19 protein-coding genes and 1 tRNA gene are annotated in these 20,905 nt (G+C 70.8%); 12 read left to right on the top strand and 8 right to left on the bottom strand.

What is annotated here, in order from left to right; all coding sequences use genetic code 11:
• The first annotated feature begins 2 nt into the window (after positions 1–2).
• Positions 3–893, top strand: a complete 891-nt coding sequence (locus ABLE93_RS17465; RefSeq protein WP_348841124.1) for an AraC family transcriptional regulator — start codon at positions 3–5, stop codon at positions 891–893.
• 14 nt (positions 894–907) lie between these two features.
• On the opposite strand, the gene ABLE93_RS17460 is transcribed toward ABLE93_RS17465, so the two are convergent.
• Together ABLE93_RS17460 and ABLE93_RS17455 are read right to left on the bottom strand one after the other, a co-directional pair.
• A complete protein-coding gene (locus ABLE93_RS17460; protein WP_348841123.1) occupies positions 908–1,999 on the bottom strand; it encodes a patatin-like phospholipase family protein in 1,092 nt (363 codons plus the stop codon).
• A gap of 262 nt (positions 2,000–2,261) precedes the next feature.
• A tRNA-Ala gene (locus ABLE93_RS17455) sits at positions 2,262–2,337 on the bottom strand.
• A 324-nt stretch (positions 2,338–2,661) separates the two neighbouring features.
• On the opposite strand from ABLE93_RS17455, the gene ABLE93_RS17450 reads away from it, so the two are divergent.
• Positions 2,662–2,970: a metalloregulator ArsR/SmtB family transcription factor gene (locus tag ABLE93_RS17450; protein ID WP_348841122.1), complete on the top strand. Its 309-nt coding sequence runs from the start codon at positions 2,662–2,664 to the stop codon at positions 2,968–2,970.
• A 13-nt stretch (positions 2,971–2,983) separates the two neighbouring features.
• Here ABLE93_RS17450 and ABLE93_RS17445 read toward each other — a convergent pair whose 3' ends face one another.
• Positions 2,984–3,667, bottom strand: coding sequence for a class I SAM-dependent methyltransferase (locus ABLE93_RS17445; RefSeq protein ID WP_348841121.1), 684 nt, complete (start codon positions 3,665–3,667; stop codon positions 2,984–2,986).
• Entirely contained in the window at positions 3,634–4,047 is a 414-nt protein-coding gene (locus ABLE93_RS17440) for an EVE domain-containing protein (RefSeq protein ID WP_348841120.1), read from the bottom strand. The genes ABLE93_RS17445 and ABLE93_RS17440 overlap by 34 nt, the downstream gene beginning before the upstream one ends.
• A gap of 200 nt (positions 4,048–4,247) precedes the next feature.
• Here ABLE93_RS17440 and ABLE93_RS17435 point away from each other — a divergent pair, with 200 nt between their 5' ends.
• Entirely contained in the window at positions 4,248–4,547 is a 300-nt protein-coding gene (locus ABLE93_RS17435) for an antibiotic biosynthesis monooxygenase family protein (RefSeq protein WP_348841119.1), read from the top strand.
• A gap of 196 nt (positions 4,548–4,743) precedes the next feature.
• Entirely contained in the window at positions 4,744–5,493 is a 750-nt protein-coding gene (locus tag ABLE93_RS17430; protein ID WP_348841118.1) for a YkgJ family cysteine cluster protein, read from the top strand.
• 20 nt (positions 5,494–5,513) lie between these two features.
• Here the strand turns inward: ABLE93_RS17430 and ABLE93_RS17425 are convergent, their stop codons facing one another.
• Complete coding sequence (locus tag ABLE93_RS17425; RefSeq protein ID WP_348841117.1) at positions 5,514–6,497, bottom strand: NAD(P)H-dependent glycerol-3-phosphate dehydrogenase; 984 nt, start codon at positions 6,495–6,497, stop codon at positions 5,514–5,516.
• Between the two features lie 3 nt (positions 6,498–6,500).
• On the bottom strand, positions 6,501–7,571 hold the full coding sequence (gene tsaD / locus ABLE93_RS17420; RefSeq protein ID WP_348841116.1) for a tRNA (adenosine(37)-N6)-threonylcarbamoyltransferase complex transferase subunit TsaD: 1,071 nt from the start codon (positions 7,569–7,571) through the stop codon (positions 6,501–6,503).
• Positions 7,572–7,652: 81 nt separating this feature from the next.
• Between tsaD and hemC the strand changes: the two genes are divergently transcribed.
• From hemC to glsA, 6 genes are all read left to right on the top strand, one after another.
• Positions 7,653–8,612 carry a hydroxymethylbilane synthase gene (gene hemC / locus ABLE93_RS17415; protein ID WP_348841115.1) on the top strand — a complete coding sequence of 320 codons (960 nt, stop codon included), beginning with the start codon at positions 7,653–7,655 and terminating at the stop codon, positions 8,610–8,612.
• Between the two features lie 187 nt (positions 8,613–8,799).
• Positions 8,800–9,498 (top strand): uroporphyrinogen-III synthase, encoded by a 699-nt coding sequence (locus ABLE93_RS17410; protein ID WP_348841114.1) that lies wholly within the window; start codon positions 8,800–8,802, stop codon positions 9,496–9,498.
• A gap of 107 nt (positions 9,499–9,605) precedes the next feature.
• Entirely contained in the window at positions 9,606–11,150 is a 1,545-nt protein-coding gene (locus ABLE93_RS17405; RefSeq protein WP_348841113.1) for a COG4223 family protein, read from the top strand.
• A complete protein-coding gene (locus ABLE93_RS17400) occupies positions 11,147–12,946 on the top strand; it encodes a heme biosynthesis protein HemY (protein WP_348841112.1) in 1,800 nt (599 codons plus the stop codon). Before ABLE93_RS17405 ends, ABLE93_RS17400 begins: the two co-directional genes overlap by 4 nt.
• 91 nt (positions 12,947–13,037) lie before the next feature.
• Complete coding sequence (gene lepA, locus ABLE93_RS17395; protein WP_348841111.1) at positions 13,038–14,843, top strand: translation elongation factor 4; 1,806 nt, start codon at positions 13,038–13,040, stop codon at positions 14,841–14,843.
• A 248-nt stretch (positions 14,844–15,091) separates the two neighbouring features.
• Entirely contained in the window at positions 15,092–16,099 is a 1,008-nt protein-coding gene (glsA, locus tag ABLE93_RS17390; protein WP_348841110.1) for a glutaminase A, read from the top strand.
• A gap of 23 nt (positions 16,100–16,122) precedes the next feature.
• Here glsA and ABLE93_RS17385 read toward each other — a convergent pair whose 3' ends face one another.
• Positions 16,123–16,626, bottom strand: coding sequence for a hypothetical protein (locus tag ABLE93_RS17385; protein ID WP_510183051.1), 504 nt, complete (start codon positions 16,624–16,626; stop codon positions 16,123–16,125).
• 347 nt (positions 16,627–16,973) lie between these two features.
• Here ABLE93_RS17385 and groES point away from each other — a divergent pair, with 347 nt between their 5' ends.
• Positions 16,974–17,261, top strand: a complete 288-nt coding sequence (groES, locus tag ABLE93_RS17380) for a co-chaperone GroES (protein WP_348841108.1) — start codon at positions 16,974–16,976, stop codon at positions 17,259–17,261.
• Between the two features lie 80 nt (positions 17,262–17,341).
• On the top strand, positions 17,342–18,988 hold the full coding sequence (gene groL, locus ABLE93_RS17375; protein ID WP_348841107.1) for a chaperonin GroEL: 1,647 nt from the start codon (positions 17,342–17,344) through the stop codon (positions 18,986–18,988).
• 311 nt (positions 18,989–19,299) lie between these two features.
• Here the strand turns inward: groL and ABLE93_RS17370 are convergent, their stop codons facing one another.
• On the bottom strand, positions 19,300–20,775 hold the full coding sequence (locus ABLE93_RS17370) for a protein adenylyltransferase SelO (protein WP_348841106.1): 1,476 nt from the start codon (positions 20,773–20,775) through the stop codon (positions 19,300–19,302).
• Between the last annotated feature and the right edge of the window lie 130 nt (positions 20,776–20,905).

The raw sequence follows: 20,905 nt of genomic DNA, 5'->3' as shown, positions 1-20,905 counted from the left end.
TCATGACCAGCTTGCTCGATGCCGTCCGCCGCCACGGCGAGGCCCATGCCAATGTCCACGGTGTCGCCGCGACGGCCATCCCGGGTCTTGCCACCGTGCGGGCGACGGCGCCCAGCGACCTGATCCACGACATCTCGCGGCCGCTGGTGTGCCTGGTGCTCCAGGGGGCGAAGCACGTGACCATGGGCACGCAGAGCTTCGCCTTCTCCGCCGGCCAGTCCCTGCTCATCACCGCAGACGTGCCGACAGTAAGCCAGATCACCCGCGCGAGCCCCATGGCGCCCTATCTCTCCCTCGTCCTCGAACTGGACCCGTCGGTGATTTCCGGCCTCGGGGCGGAGATGTCTGCGGCGCAGGACGGCGACCATGCGCCGGTGCGGGTCGATCCCACGGACGCCGAGGTGGCGGACGCGGCGCTGCGGCTCATGCGTCTGCTGGACCGGCCGGCCTCACTGCCGGTGCTCGGCACCCAATTGGTGCGCGAGATGCATTATTGGCTGCTGGCCGGCGCGCACGGCCCTGCCATCCGCCGCCTCGGCTGGCCGGAAGGCCATGTGAACCGCATTGCCCGCGCGGTGGCGGCGCTGCGCGGCGGCTTCCGCGAGCGCCTGCCGGTGGAGCGCCTCGCGGCGGATGCGGGCATGAGCCCCTCCGCCTTCCACCAGCATTTCCGCGCCGTGACCTCGCTCTCGCCGCTGCAGTTCCAGAAGCACCTGCGGCTGATCGAGGCCCGGCGCCTGATGCTGTGGGAGGGGGCGAGCGCCAGCACGGCGGCCTTCGCGGTGGGCTACGAGAGCGTGCCGCAATTCACCCGCGAGTACGGCCGCATGTTCGGCGCGCCGCCGGTGCGCGACATCGAGGCCGCGAAGCGCAGAGGCGCCGCGGCGGCCTGAGGCCCGACGGCCGGCTACGCCCAGAAGGCCTTGATCTTCGGCGCCTCGGTGGCCGCGCGGGTGTATCCCGCGCGGAGCGCCGGCGCGATCTGCGTGGGGTCGAGGAGGTTCACGCCTGGCGGGGTGCCGGCGATGATGAGCATGGCCTTGGTGCCGACGCTCTCCAGGGCCGCGATCTCCTTGTGGATGTCGTGCGGAATGCCGCTCAGCAGCGCGCCTTCGTAGCCATTGGTCAAGGTGATGACGATGGCGCGCCTGGAGCCGGCGACGAGGTCGGTGTGCGCCCAGGTCCTGGAGATTCCGCCATCCATGCAGAAGCGCTGGCCGAGCTGCGTCGGCCCGATGACGCCGGGGAGCGACGAGCTTGCCGCCGCCGCGTGGGCAAGCGGGATGGCATTCTTCACGGCCACGTCCCGATGCACCACGAGGCGTTCGCCCGTGTAGCAATCGTTGGCGGTGGTGAACATCTTGGGCGTGGGCCACCCCGTCCGGCTGTCGCCGGTCAGCAGCCATGCAAGGCGCTCCACGCCATCGCCATTGAGATGGTTGTCGGCCGCGAGGGCCGCGTGGCCGATGGCGCGGATGGACTGGGGCGTGCCGTCCTTCACCGAGAAATTGATCTCCTGCGCGCGCTTCTGGCTCGCATTGGGCGCGCTCACCGGCGCCAGCTTGGCGAACAGGGTTGGAAAATGTCCGAAGAATTCGAATTCGGTGCGCAACTGGCCGAAGCGGCCCGACAGCAGTGACGAGCCGAGATAGGCGCCCGCCGAGGTCCCCACCACCATCTCTGCGGCGGTGAGGTCCACGCCGTGCTCCATCAGACCGTGGAAGAAGCCGCAGTACCAGGCGACGTAATATTCGCCGCCGCCGCCCAGGACCAGCGTGCGGTCGCGCCCGCGGGCGAGGTCGCTGACGGTCGGCGCGTCGGGGACGGCGCGGGCGAGACCGTCGCCATCGAACAGCCGATCGGAAATGGCTGCCGCCAGCCGCGCCGCGTCCGACGCCGGCACCTGCGCTTCGGCGGCGCGCGTAGCGGTCGAAAAGGGCGGCGCCGCGGCCGCGGTCAGGCCAGCCGCCAGACTGAAGAGACTTCTGCGCGAGAGCATGGCGATCCCTCCGTGCGTCACCATCCCGAGTCTTGTTTGTCGGGATGTTTATACGGGGAAATGAAGGCGAACGGCTTCAACTCTTCCTCAGCGGCACGGGGAGTGCGACCCGGGCCCCGCCAACCTCCGCCAGCAATACGACGCTGCGTCACGGCCGGTGCGGATACTTTGGAATATGGTCCTTACGGCCCAGATGCAGGCGCAGGACATAACGTCTCCCGCGTCGAGATCTCTTAAGATTATTTGAGGACGCGGAGTTTCTTGGTGGAGCCGAGGGGAATCGAACCCCTGACCTCTGCAGTGCGATTGCAGCGCTCTCCCATCTGAGCTACGGCCCCGTTCCGAGGGAGGCGCCATTTATGATTTGGCCCCCCATGCTGTCAAGCGGGGAAAAGTGGCCGTCCCACGGTGATCTTCCCCTTGTCCTGCCAAGCCCCGGATTGCGCCCCCGCCCTCGCATCCGCACACCGGACCTCGGGGCCCGCGCGGGCGATGCGGCGCGCTCAGCCGGTGCCCGAGCGGAACGAGCGCCGGCGCTTTCCACCCTGCCACCCGCAAGGACGGTGACGCTGCGCGGCAGGCGCGTTATCCTTCGGGACTGCCGCTGCCCGGTCCAGGGCGCGGTCCCGTCAATTACATTCAAATTTCGTAAATTTCGATCCATGAATGTCACCGAACTCTTGCCGGCCTCCGAGCAGGCCGCTGAGCTGATGCGCAGCCTGTCGCATCCGCAGCGCCTCATGGTGTTGTGCGCGCTGGGCGACGGCGAGAAATCGGTGGCGCAGCTGCGCGACGAGCTCGACATCGACCAGGTGCCCATGTCGCAGCAGCTCATGCGGCTGCGGGCGGACGGGCTGGTGGAGGCGCGGCGGGCCGGCACGAGCGTCTATTACCGCATCGCCCGCGCCGAGGTGCTCCTTGTGATCGCGGCGCTGCACGAGGCCTTCTGCCCCCGCGGGTCGGGCGGTTGAGTGGCCCCGCCGTTCAGCGCGGACGCCAGACGGCGGTGCGCTTGATCTCCATGTCCTCCAGCTCGCGCGTCACCGGCACGCTGTATTCGGCGAGCCGCTCCAGCTGCGCCTTGGGCAGGTAGGTTCGGCCGGGGTCGCCGATCAGCACCGTGGCGCCGCGCGCAGCGAGGGCGAGGAGCCAGGCGAAGACTTTTTCCGCCAGATCCCGCTCATATGCGATGTCGCCGGCGAGCACGGTGTCCCAGCCGTCGTCCGTGCCGATGAGGTCTGCCTGAAACGAGGACAGGACGACGCCGTTCGCCGCGCCGTTGAGGGCGATCGCCGCCGCCGCGAACGGGTCGATGTCCGCGCAGGCGGCCGAGGCGGCGCCCGCCTTCATGGCGGCGATGCCCACGAGGCCCGAGCCCGAGGCGAAATCCAGCACGCGCCGGCCGCGCACCGTCCCGGGATGGTCCAGCACATGACGGGCCAGCGCCTGCCCGCCGGCCCAGGCGAAGGCCCAGAAGGGCGGGGGCAGGCCGAGCTCGCCCAGCTCTTCCTCGGTGCGATGCCAGATGGGCACTGCCTCGTCGGCCACGTGGAGCGAAACCTCCGGCACCAGCGGCACGGGCCGCAGCCGCGTCTCGGCGCGGATGAAGGCGGCAGGGTCGGCGATGGGGCCGCTCACACCCCGCCGAGCCCGCAGACGATGTCCCATTCCTCGTCCGTCACCGGCTGCACCGAGAGGCGGGAGAATTTGATGAGGGCCATTTCCGCGAGGCGGGGATCGGCCTTGATGGCGGCGAGGGTGACGGGGCTCTTCAGCGGCTTCACCGCCTTGATGTCCACCATCACGAACTTGCCGGAGGCGTCCGACGGGTCGGGATAGGCCTCCTTGATGACCTCGACGATGCCGACGATCTCCTTGCCCTCGTTGGAATGATAGAAGAAGCCGCGGTCGCCCTTATTCATGGCCATGAGCTGCTGCTTGGCGAGGTGGTTGCGCACCCCGTCCCAATGGGTGCCCTTGGCGCCGGCCTTCACCTGCATCTCCCAGGACCATTTGAAGGGTTCGGACTTGTAGAGCCAGTGGGCCATGGCAATGCTCGCGTTCCGGCAAAGAATGCTGCGGGTTTGCCGCGTCCGCCGCAGCTTGGCAAGGGGAATGGCAAGAGGGGCGGTGAGGGGAGCGGCGGACCGGCTTGCCTCGAACGCCGACACGTCTTGCCTCGCCCATGCGAAGGCCTAATCTCCGCCGCGGCGGCGCGGACGGGCCGCCGGAAACGAGGAAACGCACGATGGTCTACGAGATTGCCACGCTCGACATCAAGGAAGGCTCCGAAGCCGCATTCGAGGCGGCGGTGAAGGAGGCGGCGCCCTATTTCCAGAAGTCGCGCGGCTGCACGGCTTTGTCGCTCGAGCGCTGCGTGGAGACGCCCTCGCGCTACTATCTCGTGGTCACCTGGGACACCGTGGAGGACCACATGGTCCACTTCCGCAATTCGCCGGAATTCCAGGAATGGCGCCGCCTCGCCGGACCGCATTTTGCCTCGCCGCCGACCGTGGAGCACACGAGCGTGGTCGGCAGCTTCTTCTGACGCTGCCCCAAGCGCCGCGATGACGCTCCCTGGCCGGGCCGCGCCCTGGCCGGGGGGCCTGTCGCGGCACGCCCGCCTTTTGCTTGCCCTCCGGCGCGATGGGCTTTCGGAAGACCTTGACCCATCTCAATGTCCGGGCGGTCCGGGCAGGCCAGCCTTGCCGATCACCCCAGCGGGGCATGAATGGAGGCTTGCCGTGGCGGTCGCGTCCCATCCGTCTGCCGAGACCGAAGGTCCGGCCGCCTTCTTCCGCGCCCAGCAGGCGGCGTTCGCGGCCACCCTCGGCGCCCATGCGGCCACGGCGGACCTGCTCGACCGCATCTGGATGCAGGCCTTCTCCAGCTATGAGCACAATGTGGCGGAGCAGGCGAAGGACCTGCCGCCCCTCGCCTGCCGCAAGGGCTGCGGCACGTGCTGCGCCATCCAGGTGGCGGCCACAGCGCCCGAGGTGATGATGGTGGCGCGCTATATGCGCTCCATGGCGCAAGGCTTCCGCAAGGTCGGCATCGACCTTGCCGCCCGCCTCGCCGCTACGCCCGCGGCCGAGCCGGGCACGTCCGGCACCATGGCGCTGGGGCGCGAATGTCCGTTCGTGGTGGACGGCATCTGCGTGATCTATCCGGTGCGCCCGCTCGCCTGCCGCGGCCATGTGTCGTTCGACGCCGACGCCTGCATCGCGGCGCTGGAAGGCGAGGCGGACGACGTTCCGGTCTCCGAATCGCACCGCACCGTGCGGGCGCTGGTGCAGGGGGCGCTGCAATCGGCCCTGCGCGATGCCGGGCGGCCCTGGGCGCTCTATGATCTGGTGGAGGCGCTGCGCCTCGCCCTCGCGCGGCCGGATTCGGAAGCCGCCTTCGCTGCCGGCGAGGATTTCCTGGCAGGCGCGGTCATCAGCCATGTCACCGCCGCCGAGATGGCGCGCACTTTCGATGCCTTGAAGGCGTGAGGGGGACGTCGCCGCCGGTCCTATTCCGCCTTCTGCGGCCGCGCCATCAGTGCCTCGATGGCCTCGTTGATGGTGATGCGGCCGGAGAGCACCGCGTCCACCGCCGCGCTCACAGGCACGTCCAGCTCCCTGGCCGCCGCCATCTCCACCAGGACCGAGGCGGTGAAGGCGCCTTCCGCCAGCTTGCCGTCCACGGGATCGCCGGCACCGAGTGCCCGGCCGAAGGCGAAGTTGCGCGATTGCGGGCCGGAGGTGGTGAGAATGAGGTCTCCGAGGCCCGACAGGCCGGTGATGGTCTCCGCCTTCGCCCCGTAGGCGAGGCCGAAGCGCAGCAGCTCGGCGAAGCCGCGCGCCACCAGCGCGGCCGCCGCGCTGGCGCCGAGCCGCCGCCCGGCCACGATGCCGGCGGCGATGGCGAGCACGTTCTTGGCGGCCCCGCCGATCTCGACCCCGCGCACGTCGGTGGAGTGATAGAGCCGCAGGGTGGACGAGCCCAGCGCCGCCGCCAGCGTTTCGGCGAGTCCCGCGTCCGCCGCAGCCAGCGTCACGGCGGTGGGCAGGCCCGCGGCGACGTCGCTGGCGAAGCTCGGGCCGGAAAGCACCGCCGGGCGCGCCTGCGGCAGAACGGCGCCGATCACCTCGCTCATGAAGGCGCGGGTGCCGCGCTCGATGCCCTTGGCGCAGGACACCACCGGCAGGCCGTCCCGCGCCAGCGGGGCGAACCGGGCGAGTGCCGCCCGGCAGGCCTGCGCCGGCACCACGAGCAGCACGGCGTCAGTCGCCGCGAGGGCGTCGATCCGGTCTGTGGGGAAGACGGCACCGTCGAGGGCGATGCCCGGCAGGTCGGCGCGGTTCTCGCGCTCCGCCGCCAGCGCCGCCATGGCGGCCGGATCGCGCCCCCACAGCACCACCTCGCGGCCGGCGCGGGCGGCGGCATTGGCGAGGGCGGTGCCCCAGGCGCCGGCCCCCATCACGCCGATGCGTCGAAACGCCTGATCCGCCACGGTTCAGGCCCGCGCCGTGGCCGATGCGGCGGCGGCCGGGTCCAGCGGCCAGCGGGCGCGCGGGCTCACGTCGAGCCGGTCGCGCAGGCCGCGGGCAAGGCGCTCGGCGCCGGCCCAGGCGATCATGGCGCCGTTGTCGGTGCACAAGGCGGGGGCCGGCATGGCGAAGCGGGTGTTGAGCTCCGCCGCCACCTTGGCGAGGCTTTCGCGGATCATGGCATTGGCGGCGACGCCGCCCGCCGCCACCAATGCGGTGGGGCCGCGCCCCAGACGGTCGCGGAAAGCGCGGGCACCGGCGCGCACCCGATCGGCAATGAGGTCCACCACCGCCGCCTGGAAGCTGGCGCACAGGTCCGCCACGTCGTCGTCGGAGAGGGGGGCGAGGCGGTCGGCCTCCAGCCGCACGGCGGTCTTGAGGCCGGAAAGGGAGAAGTCCGGCTCGCGCCGGCCCAGCATGGGGCGGGGAAAGGCGAAGCGGGCGGCGTAGCCGAGCTTCGCCTGCGCCTCCACCTGGGGCCCGCCGGGATAGGGCAGGCTCAGCATCTTGGCCACCTTGTCGAAGGCTTCGCCCACCGCATCGTCCAGCGTCGTGCCGAGTCGGGTGTAGCGCCCCACGTCCTCGATGGCGAGGAGCTGGGTGTGGCCGCCGGAGACCAGCAACAGCAGATAAGGGAAGGCGACGCCGTCGGTGAGGCGGGCCGTGAGGGCGTGGGCCTCCAGATGGTTCACCGCCACCAGGGGCTTCTTGGCCGCCAGGGCGATGGCCTTGGCGGTGGTGAGGCCGACGATGACCCCGCCGATCAGCCCCGGCCCGGCCGCCGCGGCGATGCCCGACAGTTCGGAATAGTCCACGTTGGCCTGCCGCATCGCCTCGGCCACCACATGGTCGAGGATTTCCACATGGGCGCGGGCGGCGATCTCGGGCACCACGCCGCCGTAGGGCGAATGGATCTCCACCTGCGAGCGGATGATGTTGGAGCGGATGTCCGACGCACCCGAGGGCGAGCGCGCCACCACCGCCGCCGACGTCTCGTCGCAGGTGGTCTCGATGCCGAGCACCAGAAGATCGCCCAAGCCCCATCCCTCCCAGGCGATGCGTGCTGCGCCGCAAAGCCGCTCTTGCCGTTTCGATTCCCTCGCGCATTGTACGCACCCATGACCGAGAATACGAATTTGGAAGACGCAAAGTCAGCCGCGGCCCCGGTGCTGCGCATCGGCACCCGCGGCAGCCCCCTCGCTTTGTGGCAGGCCCATGCGGTGCAGGCGGCCCTCGCCGCGGCGCTGAAGGTGGAGCCGGCGCAGGTGGCGATCGAGGTGATCCGCACCTCCGGCGACCAGATCCAGGACCGCGCGCTCTCCGAGGCCGGCGGCAAGGGCCTCTTCACCAAGGAGATCGAGGAGGCGCTGCTCGACGGGCGCGTCGATCTCGCGGTGCATTCCGCCAAGGACGTGGCGACCTTCCTGCCCGAGGGGCTGCACCTCGCCGGCTACCTGCCCCGCGCCGACGTGCGCGATGCGCTGATCCTGAAGGCGGGGGCGAGCCTTGCCGATCTGCCCGCGGGCGCGAAGGTCGGCACCGCCTCCCTGCGGCGCGAGGCGCAGCTGCGCCGGCTGCGGCCGGACCTGAAGGTGGAGCTGCTGCGCGGCAACGTGCACACCCGCCTCGCGCGGGTGAAGGACGGGGATTTCGACGGCACGCTGCTCGCCTTCGCCGGCCTCTCGCGCCTCGGCCTCGCCTCGGCCGCGAGCTGCGTTCTGGAGACGGCGGACTTCCTGCCCGCGGTGGGGCAGGGGGCCGTGGCCATCGAGTGCCGCATCGACGATGCGGCCACCAACGCGGCCATCGCCGCCATCGCCTGCCGCGATACCGGCATCGCGCTTGCCGCCGAGCGGGCCTTCCTCACGGCGCTGGACGGCTCCTGCCGCACGCCCATCGCCGGCCTCGCCCGGGTGGAGGGCGCACGGGTGCGGCTCTCCGGCCTCATCATGACGCCGGACGGCGCCGATGCGGCCGAGGCGGCCGACGAGGCGCCGCTGGCGGACGCCGCGGCGCTCGGTACGGCGCTCGGCACCGCGCTTCGGGCCAGCGGCCCGGCCCGCGCCCTCGGCCTGTGAGGGAGCGCCGCGGGTTGTTGCGCCGCGTGTGCCGCCTGGCCGGGCAGGCGGAAGGCCGCGGGTTTCGTGCGTCCGCCTCAAGCGGCGCTTTTCTTGATTTTTGGGGAGTGCCCCCTCCCCAGCCCTCCTCCTCATCGGGAGGGGGTCGTTCGGCCGTTTTCAAGCTGACCATCCGCGAGTAGTCGCCATGCATATTCTCGTCACCCGGCCGCAGCCCGCGGCAAGCCAGACCGCCAAGCGCCTCACGGCGCTGGGCCATGAAGTCACCGTCGATCCCATGCTGCGCATCGCGCCGCTCATGCCGGAGCTTCCGGCGGGGCCGTTCGATGCGGTCGCCTTTACCTCCATCAACGGCGTGACGGCCTTCGCCGCCCATCCGGACGCCCGGCGCTTTTTTGAGCTGCCGGCCTTCGCGGTGGGGCCGCGCACCTCGAAGGAGGCGCGGGCGGTGGGCTTTTCCAAGGTGACCGATTGCGACGGCGATGCCTCGGCCCTCGCCGGGCGGATCGCCGAGGCACTGCCCAAGGGCGCGCGGGTGCTCAATCCGGCAGGCGAGGACCGGGCCGCCGATCTTCAGGCGCTCCTGGCGGCACCGGGCATCGCGCTGGAGCTTGTCATCATCTATGGCGCCGCGCCGGCCGACGCTTTGTCGGAGGAGGCGCGCGCCGCCCTGGCGGCGGGAACCGTCACGGCCGCGCTGCACTTCTCCCAGCGTACGGTGAAGACGCTGCTCAGCTGCGTCGCCGCCGCGGGGCTTAACGACGCGTTGACCGGTGTGCGCGAACTGTGCCTCTCCGAGCAGGTGGCCGAGCCGTTCGTCCGCGCCGGGCTGGCGGTGGAAGTCGCCGGCCAGCCCAACGAGGACGCGCTGTTCGAGCTGCTGTGACGCGGCTTTGATGTGGCTTTGACGGCGGGCGGTTGCGGCGCGGCGTCGGGCAGTCTATCCCGGATCCAAAAGGGTCCGATCTGACGAGGGAGGCACGAGCGACGCCGATGGCCACCGACACTCCGGCGAGCGACGATCCGAAGACGGAGAACTTCTCCTCCCGTCCGCCCCGCATCCCGCCAACATTGGATCTGAAGGCCGAGGAGGTTGCGGCGGAGCATGGCACCGCCGGCGCCGCCGCGCCGCCCCCTCCGGCGGACGATGTCGCCTTCGCATCCGACCGCGCGGCAGCCCACGATACCGATCTTCCCCCCGACACCGAGCCGGCGAGCGCCGAGCAGGCGGCCGAGGCCGCCGTCGCGGACACCCCGCCGCCCGCGGCCCCTGCGCCCGCCCCGGCGCGCTCCGGTTCTCTGCTCGGCGCGCTCCTGGCCGGTGTGGTCGGGGGTGGCGCCGTCGCTGGCGGCCTGTGGTATGCGCTGCCGCAGCTCTATCCGCCCGCGCCGCCGCCACCGGCCCCCGTCGCTCAGCCAGCGCCCCGCGTCGATCTCGCGCCGCTGCAATCGCGCATCGCCGCGTTGGAGGCGCGCCCGGCGGCCGATCCCGCCATCCTCACCGGCCTGTCCGACCGGCTCGATCGCAGCGAGGCCGCGCTGAAGCAGCTGGAGGAGGCCGTCGCCGCCCTCAAGGCCGCCCCCGCCGCCCCGCCGCCCGCGCCGGAGGCTCAGGCCGTTCCCCTGGCAGCGGCTCCCGCCGCTCCGCCGCCCCCGGCGGTTCCGCCGGAGCTGGTGAAGACCGTGGACGAATTGAAGGCCGGCGCCGATGCCGGCCGCGAGGCCGTCGCCACCCTGCGCCGCGACCTGGAGGCCCTGAAGACCAGCGACAGCGCCCTGCAGGCCGCCGTGGGCGCCGCCAACGGCGCCGCACAGCAGGCGGGCGGGCAGGTTCAGGCCCTCGGCGCGCAGGTTCAGGGTCTGGTCACCCAGATCCAGGAATTGACCGCGCAGGTGAAGGCCATGGGGCCGAAGTCCGAGGAGCTGGCCGGCCAGATCCAGGCCATCGGGCCGCGCCTAGACGCCCTGAAGAAGGACATCGCGGCCGCCGCCGCGAGCGCCAGCCAGTTCAACCGCAACGCGGCGGGTCTGGTGGTGATCGCCGGCTTCCGCGACGCCGTGGTGTCCGGCCGACCCTTCGCCTCGGAGCTTGCCGCCGCCAAGGCGACCCTCGGGGGCGGCGCGGGCGCGCTCGACCCCTTCGCCGCATCGGCCGGCGACGGCTTCGCCCCGCCGGCGAAGCTCGCCGAGCGGCTCGCCCGGGAAGGCGCCGCCGCCATCGGCACCCCGGCGCCGGCGCCCGCCGATCCCAGCGCGTCCCTCGTGGACCGGCTGATGGCCTCGGCCGAGAACCTGGTGAAGGTGCGTCCCGCCTCCGGCCCCGGCGGGGTGGATGCCGAGGGGCTCATCGCCACCGCCGTCACCCAGGTGCGGTCCGGCCAGCTGGAGGATGCCCTGCGCACCCTGAAGCAGCTGCCGGAGACCGTGCAGCAGCGCCTTCTGGTGATGCGTGACATCGAGGCCCGCGCCACGGCGGTGCGGGTCGCTGCAACGCTGTACCAGCAGCAGCTGGCCACCATTTCGGGGAAGACGCAGTGATCCGCCTCGTCCTCTTTCTCATCCTCCTCGCCGCCATCGCCTTCGGCGTCTCCTGGCTCGCCGACCGGCCGGGCGAGATCGCCGTCGTGTGGGAAGGCTGGCGGGTGGAGACCACGGTCCCGGTGGCCCTCGCGGTCATCGCGGTGGTCGCCGGCGTGCTGCTGCTGCTCTGGCGGCTCCTGTCGCTGCTGGTGCGCTCGCCGGGCATGGTCGCCGCCTTCTCCCGCCGCCGCCGGCGCGAGAAGGGCTGGAATGCGGTGACCCGCGGCCTCCTCGCTGTCGGCATCGGCGACAATGCCGCCGTCCGGCAGGCCCGTGCCGATGCGGCCCGCCTGCTGCCCCACGAGCCGCTGACCCATCTGCTCACCGCCCAGGCGGCGCAGCTCGACGGCAAGCACGAGGTGGCCGTGGCCGCCTTCCGCGCCATGGTGGACGATCCTGCCACCCGGCTGCTCGGCCTGCGCGGCCTGCACATGGAGGCCCGCAAGGCCGGCGACAAGCTCGCCGCCTATGCCATCGCCGAGGAGGCGGCCTCCGCCGCTCCGACGCTGGGCTGGGCCGCCGAGGCGGTCATCGAGGCGCGCTGCGCCGGCGGCGACTATGTGGGCGCCCGCGCCGTGCTGGAGCGCCAGATGGCGCAAAAGGGCATCGACAAGGCCCAATACCGCCGCCGCCGCGCCGTGCTGCTCGCCGCCGAGGCGGTCGCGCTGGAGCATTCCGATCCGCTGGTGGCGCGCGAGAAGGCGGTGGAGGCGGTGCGCCTCGCCCCCACCCTCGTGCCCGCCGCCGCCTGCGCCGGCCGCCTGCTGGGCAGCGCCGGCGAGCTGCGCAAGGCGGCGAAGATCGTCGAGACCGCGTTCGCCGCCAACCCGCACCCTGAGTTGGCGGACGTGGAGGCCTATCTGCGCCCCGGCGATGCCGCCCATGACCGGCTGAAGCGCATCCGCACCCTCGCCAACAAGGCGCCGTCCCACCGCGAGAGCGCCATCGCCCTCGCCCGCGCCGCCATCGACGCGCAGGAGTTCCGCCAGGCCCGCCTGGTGCTGGAACCGCTGCTCACCGAGCCGAGCCAGCGCGTGTGCCTGCTGATGGCCGAGCTGGAAGCTGCCGAGCATGCCGACATCGGCAAGGCCCGCGAGTGGACGGCCCGCGCCGTGCGGGCCAATCGCGATCCGGCCTGGATCGCTGACGGGGTGGTCTCGGACCGCTGGGCGCCCATCTCGCCCGTATCTGGCCGGCTCGACGCCTTCGTCTGGGAGGTACCGCCCGGCGTCTCGGCCACGCCCATCCTGGAGCATGAGGCCGAGCGGGTGAAGGCGGCCATCGCCGCCGTGCGCGCCAGCGAGGAGGCCAAGGCCGCCGAGCTCGCCGCCATCGCCGCCGCCGAAGCGGAGGCGGAAGCCCAGGCCGAGGCCGATGCGGCCGCCCTCATCGAGGCCGAGGCCCGGGCGGAGGCGGAAGCCCGCGCGCGCGCCGAAACCGAGGCCAAGGCGCAGGCTGAGGCGAAGGCGCTCGCAAGCGCGGAGCCCGAGCCTGCGCCGGCCAAGCCGTCCGAGGCGCTGCCGGCTCCGGCGCCGGTCGCCGTCCCGTCGCCGCCCCTCGTCGCTCCGGCCGCACCGGCGGAAGCGGCCGCCCCCGCCCCGCCGGCGGCCGACCGGGGCCGCGGCGCCCGGCCGGAGGCCCGGCCCGATCCCATCATTGCCTTGCCGCCTTTGCCCGACGATCCCGGCCCCGAGGCGGATGCGACGGAGGAGCCGGCTCCCGCGCCCAAGTCCCGCCGCCTGATGGGATTGTGACCCGGACGGGGCGGGCTTTCGCCCGCTCCGCGGGTTGCGCGCCGGAGCGGCGCGCCTTGTGGCCGCCCCGCGCCGATGCTATGCGGCGCGGATGACCGCCAGCGCCCAGAAGCACATCCGCAACTTCTCCATCGTCGCCCATATCGACCATGGCAAGTCGACACTCGCCGACCGCCTCATCCAGATGACGGGCGGGCTCTCCGAGCGCGAGATGACCGAGCAGGTGCTCGACAACATGGACATCGAGCGCGAGCGCGGCATCACCATCAAGGCGCAGACCGTCCGCCTGTCCTACAAGGCGCTGGACGGCGAGACCTACACGCTCAACCTCATCGACACCCCCGGGCACGTGGACTTCGCCTATGAGGTGAACCGCTCGCTCGCCGCCGTGGAGGGCTCCCTCCTGGTGGTGGACGCCTCCCAGGGCGTGGAGGCGCAGACGCTGGCCAACGTCTACCAGGCCATCGACAACAACCACGATATCGTCCCCGTCCTCAACAAGATCGACCTGCCCGCCGCCGAACCGGAGAAGGTGAAGGCGCAGATCGAGGACGTGATCGGCCTCGACGCCTCCAATGCCATCGGCATCTCGGCCAAGACCGGGCTCAACGTGGACCAGGTGCTGGAGGCCATCGTCACCCGCCTGCCGCCGCCCCTCGGCGACCGCGAGGCGCCGCTGAAGGCGCTGCTGGTGGACTCCTGGTACGACACCTACCTCGGCGTCGTCGTGCTGGTGCGCGTGGTCGACGGCGTGCTGAAGAAGGGCCAGCGCATCAAGATGATGGCGGCCGACGCGACCTACGACGTGGACCGGGTGGGCGTGTTCACCCCCAAGATGGTGGCGCTGGCGGAGCTGGGGCCGGGCGAGATCGGCTTCCTCAACGGCTCCATCAAGGAGGTGGCGGACACCCGTGTCGGCGACACCATCACCGAGGAGAAGCGCCCGTGCGAGGCGGCGCTGCCGGGCTTCAAGCCGGCCCAGCCGGTGGTGTTCTGCGGCCTGTTCCCGGTGGATGCGGCCCAGTTCGAGGACCTGCGCGCCGCCATGGGCAAGCTGCGCCTCAACGACGCCAGCTTCTCGTTCGAGATGGAAACCTCCGCCGCGCTGGGCTTCGGCTTCCGCTGCGGCTTCCTCGGGCTGCTGCACCTGGAGATCATCCAGGAGCGGCTGGAGCGCGAGTTCAACCTCGACCTCATCGCCACCGCCCCCTCGGTCATCTATGAGATCCAGATGACCGACGGCTCGGTGATCGACCTACACAATCCGGCCGACATGCCGGACGTGGTGAAGATCGAGGAGATCCGCGAGCCGTGGATCCGCGCCACCATCCTCACTCCGGACGATTATCTGGGGAGCGTGCTGAAGCTCTGCCAGGACCGGCGCGGCACCCAGATCGAGCTGACCTATGTGGGCGCGCGCGCCATGGTCACCTATGATCTGCCGCTGAACGAGGTGGTGTTCGACTTCTACGACCGGCTGAAATCCATCTCCAAGGGCTATGCCTCGTTCGACTACCAGATCACCGAGTATCGCCCCGGCGACCTCGTGAAGATGTCGATCCTGGTGAATGGTGAGCCGGTGGACGCGCTCTCCATGCTGGTGCACCGCGCCCGCGCCGACGCCCGCGGCCGGGTGATGTGCGAGAAGCTGAAGGACCTCATTCCCCAGCACCTGTTCAACATTCCGATCCAGGCGGCCATCGGCGCCAAGATCATCGCCCGCGAGACCATCAAGGCGCTGCGCAAGGACGTGACGGCCAAGTGCTATGGCGGCGACATCAGCCGCAAGCGCAAGCTTCTGGACAAGCAGAAGGAAGGCAAGAAGAAGATGCGCCAGTTCGGCAAGGTGGAGATTCCCCAGGAAGCCTTCATCGCCGCCCTGAAGATGGACGAGTGAGGCGGCACGTCTCTTCCGAGCCTTAAAGAGGTATCGCGAAAGGCAGCGAAGACCCTGACGCCGGCCCGGCGCGGTCCGATTTTTTCCTGGGCCGGCGCTCCAAACCGGTCCCCGCGCGTTCCGTTTCGGAAGCCGCCTCATCCGCGGGTGACGGACCCGATGGCACGCATCATGCTTGGCTGTGGGATGCCCGCGCGTGCCTGCCGCCACCGTCCTGCGGCGGCCGCAATTGGGCCAGGGGGATTTTCATGGCGATGAGCCCGCACGCACCGGCCGAGAATCCGAGCACGCCGTCCGGCTACGGCTTCGAACTTGTGGTGCAGCACACGCTCGAGCGGGTGCGCGGCGACACCTCCGGCGAGCTTGCGGGCTATATCCCCGAGCTGGCGCGGGTCGATCCCGAGCGCTTCGGCATTTCCGTGGTGTCGGTGGAGGGCGAGGTGGTCTCCGCCGGCGATGCCGAGGTGCCGTTCACCATCCAGTCCATCTCCAAGGCCTTCGCCTTCTGCCTCGCGCTGGAGATCGCCGGGCGGGACAAGGTGCTGTCGCGGGTGGGCGTCGAGCCCTCGGGCGATGCCTTCAACGCCATCGTGTTCGATCCGCACACCAACCGCCCGTTCAACCCCATGGTGAATGCCGGCGCCATCACCGTGTCCGGGCTCATCGCCGAGGAATTGGGGGCGGATGCCTTCCCCATGGTGCTGGACCGCTTCTCGGCCGCCGCCGGACGCAGCCTGTCGGTCGATGAGGCGGTCTACAGCTCGGAAGCGGCAACCGGGCACCGCAACCGCGGCATTGCCCATCTGCTGACCAGCGCGGGGGCGCTGGTGGCCGACGTGGACGCCACCCTGGACCTCTATTTCCGCCAGTGCTCCATCCTGGTCACCGCATCCGACCTCGCCCGCATGGGGGCGACGCTGGCCAACATCGGCGAGAACCCGCTCACCGGCAGCGCCGCCTTCTCGGTGGAGGCGGTGCGCGCCACGCTGGCGGTGATGTTCACCTGCGGCATGTACAATTTCGCCGGCAACTGGGCCTTCGACGTGGGCGTGCCGGCCAAGAGCGGGGTGGGGGGCGGCATCCTCGGCGTGGTCAACCGGCAGCTCGGCATCGCCACCTATTCGCCGCGGCTCGACGCCAAGGGCAATTCGGTGCGCGGCATCGCCGCCTTCCGCGAACTGGCCGAGGAGCTCGGCCTCCACCTGTTCGATCCCACCAACCGCGGCTCCGCCATGCTCACCGCCTTCGGGCGGTGAGCGCCGGCGAAAGGCGGGTCAGGTCAGGAGCAGCGCACGTAGATCATGCTGCCGTAGCGCTTGGCGACCTCGGGGTCGACGAACTTCAGCACCAGCACATTGCCGTCGAAGCGCACCACCTGGCGGTCGCGCTCGCCGCCGGCCGGGTCCTCGGGCGGGCCGATATAGACCGGGCCGTTGCCCGACTGCTTGGAGACCAGCTCGGTCAGCTTGTTGTCGTCGGCGAGATACATCATGACGCCGCCGTTGGGGCCGGCGGTGATGACGTAGGGATTGCTGCCGCAGGTGGCGCGGGCCTGGTTTTCCGTGCGGGTGGCGTCGTCCGGGCGATGGTAGGCGGCAAGGCCCCAGCGGCCCACGAGGCGCTCGGCCGGGATCGGGCTGGTGTATTGCGGCCGGGCCGGCGGCGGCGGAGCCGTGGGGGTGGTCTCGCAGGCGGCGAGCCCGAGGGCCAGCAGGGTCAGGGTCGCGCCGGTGAGCATGGCGCGGCGCGTGCGCCCCACCCCGGACTTGGATCCCGCAATCATCTTCGTCATGTGCTCTCCGAGGCCTCCCGCCGCCTGGAACCAGAAACTCGACCATACCCAGCCGGTTGACCGACCATAAAGGCTGGCGCCGCCCGCGTCGATGCCGTCGGGGGCCTCAGCGCCTCCGGCTACGGTCCAGCTTGTAGGAAGCATAAACCACGGCGCGTTACCGTTTTGCTAGCCGGCCCCCACGCCCTCGTTCGCGCCCGCGTCCGGGTTCGATGCTGCGGCGCGCCTTGACGGGGAGCAGGCGGCCGCTTATCTCCGGCGTCGAGCTTGGCACTCCTCTATCAAGAGTGCCAGAACCGGCGGGCATCTGGCTCGCGCTCCCCGAAGAGGTATCATCAATGACCTTCCGCCCCCTGCACGACCGCGTTGTGGTCAAGCGCATCGAAGCCGAGCAGAAGACCGCCGGCGGCATCATCATCCCCGACACCGCCAAGGAGAAGCCCCAGGAGGGCGAGGTGATCGCGGTGGGACCCGGCGCCCGCGACGAGGCCGGCAAACTCGTGCCCCTGGACGTGAAGTCCGGCGACAAGGTGCTGTTCGGCAAGTGGTCCGGCACCGAGGTGAAGATCGACGGGCAGGATCTGCTCATCATGAAGGAAAGCGACATCCTCGGCGTGATCGGCTGATCCGAACCGCCGAGCCCGACGTGGCGCACCACTCGCTGTGCGCCTGACCCGGCAACGATAAATCCAATCAGGAGGCCGTCATGGCTGCCAAAGAAGTCAAGTTTTCCGGCGATGCGCGCGAGAAGCTGCTGCGTGGCGTCGATATCCTCGCCAATGCCGTGAAGGTCACGCTCGGCCCCAAGGGCCGCAACGTGGTCATCGAGAAGTCCTTCGGCGCCCCGCGCATCACCAAGGACGGCGTCTCCGTCGCCAAGGAGATCGAGCTCGAGGACCGCTTCGAGAACCTCGGCGCCCAGCTGGTGCGTGAGGTCGCCTCCAAGACCAACGACAAGGCCGGCGACGGCACCACCACCGCCACCGTGCTCGCCCAGTCCATCGTGAAGGAAGGCGCCAAGGCGGTTGCCGCCGGCATGAACCCGATGGACCTGAAGCGCGGCATCGACCTCGCCGTCGCCGCTGCCATCGCCGACATCCAGGGCCGCGCCAAGAAGGTGTCGTCCTCCGCGGAAGTCGCGCAGGTGGGCACCATCTCCGCCAACGGCGATGCCTCCATCGGCGAGATGATCGCCGGCGCCATGCAGCGCGTGGGCAACGAGGGCGTCATCACCGTCGAGGAAGCCAAGACCGCCGAGACCGAGCTCGAGGTGGTCGAGGGCATGCAGTTCGACCGCGGCTATCTTTCTCCCTACTTCATCACCAATGCGGAGAAGATGATCGCCGACCTGGAAGAGCCCTACCTCCTCATCTTCGAGAAGAAGCTCTCCGGCCTTCAGCCGATCCTGCCGGTCCTCGAGGCCGTGGTGCAGACCGGCCGTCCGCTCGTCATCGTCGCCGAGGACGTGGAAGGCGAGGCCCTCGCCACCCTCGTGGTGAACAAGCTGCGCGGCGGCCTCAAGGTCGCGGCGGTGAAGGCCCCCGGCTTCGGTGACCGCCGCAAGGCCATGCTGGAGGATATCGCCATCCTCACCGGCGGCACGGTGATCTCGGAAGACCTCGGCATCAAGCTGGAGAGCGTCACCCTCGCCCAGCTCGGCCGCGCCAAGAAGGTGATCCTCGAGAAGGAGAAGACCACCATCGTGGACGGCGTCGGCGAGAAGGCCGACATCGAGGCCCGCGTGAACCAGATCAAGGCGCAGATCGAGGAGACCTCCTCGGACTACGACCGCGAGAAGCTCCAGGAGCGGCTGGCCAAGCTCGCGGGCGGCGTCGCGGTAATCCGCGTCGGTGGCTCGACCGAGGTCGAGGTGAAGGAGAAGAAGGACCGCGTGGACGACGCGCTCAACGCCACCCGCGCCGCGGTGGAAGAGGGCATCGTTCCCGGTGGCGGCGTCGCCCTGCTGCGCGCCAAGAAGGCCGTTGAGCTGGTGAAGTCGGACAATCCCGACATCACTGCCGGCATCAAGATCGTCCTGCGCGCCCTCGAGGCCCCCATCCGCCAGATCGCCGAGAACTCCGGCGTGGAAGGCTCCATCGTGGTGGGCAAGGTGCAGGAGTCCAACGATCCGACCTTCGGTTTCAATGCCCAGACCGAAGAGTATGTGGACATGATCGCCACCGGCATCGTCGATCCGGCGAAGGTGGTGCGCACCGCCCTGCAGGACGCCGCCTCCGTGGCCGGCCTTCTCGTCACCACCGAGGCGCTCGTCGCCGAGCTGCCGAAGAAGGACAGCGGCATGCCCTCCATGCCCGGCGGCGGCATGGGCGGCATGGGCGGCATGGATTTCTGATCCATCCAGCGGTCCAGAAATGAGAGAGGGCGCGGCTTCGGCCGCGCCCTTTTCTTTTGGGAGTGTGCCCGGGGGGCGGTCGAAGGGCCGACACCCTCATCCTTTCGCTGCCGTCGCCCTCCGGCGTGACCGGAGGGCCCATCCATCCGCTGGAGCGGGTGTCCGGAGACAGGGACGAGCAACCCCACGGGTCCTCCGATCAAGTCGGAGGACGACGGCGCCGCGAGCTGCACGGAAACCAACTCGCCTGCCGAAGCGCCGATCCGAGGACCAGAGCGAAACCGGCGCAGCGGGCGATCGCCGCTCGTCCCTCACGTCCCGCAAAATGTCCGATACCCCTCCATGGACGGCGGCAGCCCCGCATAGGCGGCGAACTGCGGCTGCTCCTCGTAGGGCCGCGCCAGCACGCGGTTCAGCTCCTCGAACGGGCCGTAGTCGCCGCGCTCGATGGCGGCGGAGATCACCCCTTCCACCAGATGGTTGCGTGGGACGAACAGCGGGTTCACCCGGTCCATCCCGGCGCGGATGTCGGCGCCCGTGCGTCCCGTCGCGGCGAGCCGTGCGCGCCAGCGCTCGGCCCAGGCGTCGAAGGCCTCGCGGTCGAGGAACAGGTCGCGCACCGGCCCGCCCGCGCCCGCATTCTCCGCCAGCGCGCCGAGGCGGCGGAAGGTGAGGGTGAAGTCGGCCTTGGAGGGGATCATCAGGTTGAGGAGATCGTGGGCCAGCGCCACGTCCTCTTCGCCCGCCTCCGGCAGGCCGATCTTGGCGGAAAGGCCCGCGTGATAGGCGGCATAGAAGCGCGCGGGGAAGGTGCCCAGCGTGGCGTTGGCGGCGGCGATGGCCGCGTCCTTGTCCGCGTCCACGATGGGGATGAGGCATTCGGCGAAGCGGGCGAGGTTCCAGTGGGCGATGTCCGGCTGGTTGCCGTAGGCGTAGCGGCCCATCTCGTCGATGGACGAGAACACGGTGTTGGGGTCGTAGGCGTCCATGAAGGCGCAGGGGCCGTAATCGATGGTCTCGCCCGAGACCGACATGTTGTCGGTGTTCATCACGCCGTGGATGAAGCCCACGTTGAGCCAGCGGCCGATCAGCGCCGCCTGCCGGCCGATCACCGCGTCGAGCAGGGCGAGATACGGCTCCTTCGCCCCCTGAAGCTCGGGATAGTGGCGGGCGATGGTGTAGTCCGCGAGCTGCTTCACCGCATCGGTCGCCTTGCGGGCGGCGAAGAACTGGAAGGTGCCGATGCGGATGTGGCTCGCCGCCACCCGCGCCAGAACCGCTCCGGGCAGCGCCCGCTCGCGCACCACGCTCTCGCCGGTGGTGACGGCGGCGAGCGCCCGCGTGGTGGGGATGCCCAGCGCCGCCATGGCCTCGCTCACGATATATTCGCGCAGCACCGGCCCGAGCGCCGCGCGGCCGTCGCCGCGGCGGGAGAAGGGCGTGGGGCCGGAGCCCTTGAGCTGGATGTCGCGGCGCACCCCGTCGCGCCCCACCACCTCGCCGAGGAGGATGGCGCGGCCGTCCCCGAGCTGCGGCGAGAAGTGCCCGAACTGGTGCCCGGCATAGGCGAGCGCGATGGGCTCGGCGCCCTCCGGCACCGCGAGGCCGGCGAACACCGCGACGCCTTCCGGCGCGGCCAGCGCCGCGGCGTCGAGGCCGAGGGCCTCGGCAAGGGGGGCGTTGACCTTGACCAGCGCGGGCGCGGCCACCGGCGTCGGCGCCGCCGGGGCATAGAAGCCCGGAAGCTCGCGGGCATAGGAATTGTCGAAGGGAAACGGGGCGGACATGGGCAAATCTCCCCCGGGCTCGGAATGGGGCAGTCCCGGGACACGAACGATCCCGGGAAGGGTGCAGGCTTCGCCCGCCCCTGTCCAGCGCGGCCGCCGCGCGCACCCGCCGCGCTTGGCGGGCCTTGCC

This window comes from Xanthobacter pollutisoli (assembly GCF_040044995.1).
In the GTDB taxonomy this organism is placed as follows: Bacteria; Pseudomonadota; Alphaproteobacteria; order Rhizobiales; family Xanthobacteraceae; genus Xanthobacter.
Note: the sequence above shows the minus strand (reverse complement) of the source record. Positions and strands in the feature narration are given on the sequence as shown.